Genomic DNA, 3,559 nt, shown 5'->3' on the forward strand with positions numbered 1-3,559 from the left:
GACACCGCCACCGCACCCGGATCCGCATCCACCCGACGCTCGATCAACTCATGCAGCAACACCGGCCCGAACGGCCCCACCCCCAGACCACTGAAGGTCCGCAGCAGTTCCCGCTGTGCGTCGCCGACCACGCCCAGGAGCGCGACCGGCGCGTCCGGGTCGGCGAGCGCGTCGCCGAGCAGCGTGACGACGCCCTCCACGAGGCGCTCGGCCGTCGACCGGTCGTACAGTTCCGACGAGAACTCCAACGCCCCCACCAGCGAGCCGTCGGCGTGCAGCGTCAGTTCCAGTTCCAGGTCGAACTTGGCCGTGCCGGTGTGCAGGGGCACCACCTCGAACGTGACGCCGGGCAGCCGCACTTCGGGATACGGCGTGTTGTGCAGCACCAGCATGTGGTTGACGAAGGGGATGTGTCCTGAGCTGTGACGCTCGGGACTGAGTTCCTGGACGATGCGCTCGAAGGGCACGTCCTGATGGGCGAAGCCGTCCAACGCGCTCTGCCGCGCCCTGCGCACCACCTCACGGAACGAGGCACCCCCACCCACCTCCACCCGCAACGCCAGCGTGTTCACGAAGAACCCCACCAACGGCTCCAGCTCCGTACGCGTCCGGCCCGCCACCGCCGTACCCACCACGACATCCGACTGCCCCGCCCACCGCCCCAGCACCGACGAGAACGCCGCCAGCAACCCCATGAACAACGTCGCCGACTCACCCTCCACCAACCGCGTCAGCCCCGACACCAACGACGCCGGAATCCCCACCCGCACCGAATCACCGGCGAACGACTGCTCAGCCGAACGCGAACGGTCACCAGGCACATCGAGGGCGGTGGCGCCGTCGAGGCGGTCCCGCCAGTAGGACAGCTGCCGCTCCAGCCGTTCGCCGGACAGCCAGTCACGCTGCCAGAGTGCGAAGTCGGCGTACTGCACCGGCAGTTCGGGAAGGTCGGACGCACGGTTCGACACCCGGGCGGCGTAGCTCTCGGCGAGTTCCTCGACGAGCACCCCGAGTGACCAGCCGTCGACGGCGATGTGGTGCACGCACAGCACGAGGTGCCATTCGGACTCGTCGAGCCGGAGCAGCGAGCCGCGCAGGAGGGGGCCCCGGGAGAGATCGAAGCCGCGCCCGTTCTCCTCCCGCACCCGCTCGCGTACGGCGTCCTCGCCCCGGCCCGTCGCTTCGGTCACCGGCAGTGTGACGACGACCTCCGGCAGCACGATCTGGTGGACCGTGCCGTCCGCGTCCTCCTGGAAGACGGTGCGCAGCACCTCGTGCCGGGCGACGACCTCGCCCAGGGCGCTTTCCAGGGCCGCCACGTCGACCGCGCCGCGCAGCCGGACCAGGCCGGTCATCGAGTAGAGCGGGGAGCCCGGTTGCATCCGGTCGAAGAAGTGCAGGCGCTCCTGCGCGAAGGAGAGCGGCGCGGGGGCCCTCGGATCGGGTCGCGGCTCGATCACGCTCGCCCGGCGGGCCACTCCCTGCTGGTCGAGAAGCTGGTCGAGGAGTTTCTGCTGGTCGGCGGAGAAGGGAGCGAGGGCCATGGGGCGTACCTCCGTTGTCACATACGAAGTCGGGAAGCGTGTGCGAGGTTCGTGCGGGAGTACGGCGTCAAGGGCGGACGGGTGGGCGCGCCGGGCGGGGATCAGGCCTGGAGACGCTCCGCGACGCGGTCCGCCGAGAGGCGGCTGATCCGCAGCACGAGGTCGGCGATCTGATCGGCGTCGAGGCCGCAGCCGGCGGCCGTCTCACGGACGGTTCCGGCGAGCTGACGGACCGTGGAGATCCCTACGAAGGAGCGCAGTGAGACCTCCACGCGCAGCATGGCGTTGATGCGGGAGACGACCTGGGTGGCGAGCAGAGAGTGCCCGCCGAGGTCGTAGAAGTCGTCGTGCGCGCCGACCCGTTCGGCCTTCAGCACGTCGGCCCAGATACCGGCGAGCACCTCCTCGAGCGCGTCGGCCGGTGCCTCGTACACGCGTTCCGTGACGAGGCGGTCGCCGGGCATCGACTCCAGTGCCGTGAGGTCGACCTTGCCGTTGGCGAGCAGCGGGAAGGCACGCAGCCGTACGAGGGAGCCGGGCAGCATGGCCGCAGGCAGCCGCTGGGCGAGGTGGCCGCGCAGTTCGCCCGCCGTCACGGGGGCCGCGCCGGGGGATTCGGTGAGGTAGGCGACGAGTTCGGGGGTGCCGTCCGTGCCGGGCGCGGTGGTGACCAGGGCCTGGTCCACCGCCGGATGACCGGTCAGCGCGGCCTCGATCTCGGCCGGCTCGATCCGCTGCCCACGGATCTTGATCTGATGGTCCAGCCGCCCCAGATACTCCACCGTGCCGTCCGCCCGCCACCGCACCAGATCGCCGGTGCGGTACAACCGGCCACCGGCCGTGAACGGGTCCGGCACGAACCGCTCCGCCGTCAGCCCCGGCCGGCCGTGATACCCCCGCGCCAACGGCACCCCACCGATGCACAGTTCACCGGCCACACCGACCGGCTGCACCCGCAACGCCCCGTCCAGGACGTACACCCGTGAGCCGGGAACGGGACGGCCGATGGACACCCGGCCGGCCGGGACGGGCGCGGTCACCTGGTGGGTGGTCGCGTCGATCGTCGTCTCGCTGGGGCCGTACATGTTGTGCAACCGGGTGTCCGGCGCCTGGCGCAGGAACTCCGCGGCCAGGTCGGGGGCCAGTTCCTCACCCCCGCAGAGCATGAGACGCAACCCGGCCGCGCGGGAGCCGAGACCGCCGTGGTCGAGGAGCGCGCGCAGCATGGAGGGGACGACGTCGCAGCAGCTGATCCGGGCCCGTTCGCACAGGTCGAGCAGATAGCCGGGGTCACGGTGGCCACCGGGGGCCGCCATGACGATGCGGGCGCCGGTCAGCAGGGGGACGAAGCACTCCCAGAGGTGCGGGTCGAAGCCGAGCGGCGATTTGTGCACCACTCTGTCACCGGCGTGGAAGCCGTACTGCTCGACCATGCCCTGGAGCCGGTTGGTGACGGCGTGGTGGTGCAGCACCGCACCCTTCGGCCGGCCGGTGGAGCCGGAGGTGTACAGGATGCACAGGGGGCTCTCGGGGTGGAGGGGGACGGCGGGGCGGCCGGCCGGGCAGGCCGCCAGCTCACCGGCGAGGTCCTCCACCCGCACCACCTCGGCATCCGCCTCCGCACCCGCCAGCACCACGTCCGCACCCGCCGACGACACCACCACCCCAGGACGACCGTCCGCCACCAGATACCGCACCCGCTCCGCCGGATACGACGGATCCAACGGCAGATACGCCGCACCCGCCTTCAACACCCCCAACAACACCGGAACCAGATCCGGCCCCCGCTCCAGACACACCCCCACCAACGACTCCGCACCCACCCCCCGCTCCCGCAACCACCACGCGAAACGGTTCGCCCGCTCCTCCAACTCCCCATAACTCAACGACCACACCCCACCGGGCCCCACACCATCACCCGACACCGCCACCGCACCCGGATCCGCATCCACCCGACGCTCGATCAACTCATGCAGCAACACCGGCCCGAACGGCCCCACCCCCAGACCACTGAA

Annotated in this window: 2 protein-coding genes; both read right to left on the reverse strand. The window is 71.0% G+C overall.

From position 1 onward, the window contains the following. Positions 1-1,544: condensation domain-containing protein (locus ACFWBB_RS42475; protein WP_385284639.1), on the reverse strand; the 1,544-nt coding region annotated here is incomplete at its 3' end. Positions 1,545-1,645: 101 nt separating this feature from the next. Further along, a partial coding sequence (locus ACFWBB_RS42480) for an amino acid adenylation domain-containing protein (RefSeq protein ID WP_385284642.1) occupies positions 1,646-3,559 on the reverse strand: 1,914 nt, incomplete at its 5' end.

Source organism: Streptomyces sp. NPDC060000, assembly GCF_042737375.1.
In the GTDB taxonomy this organism is placed as follows: Bacteria; Actinomycetota; Actinomycetes; order Streptomycetales; family Streptomycetaceae; genus Streptomyces.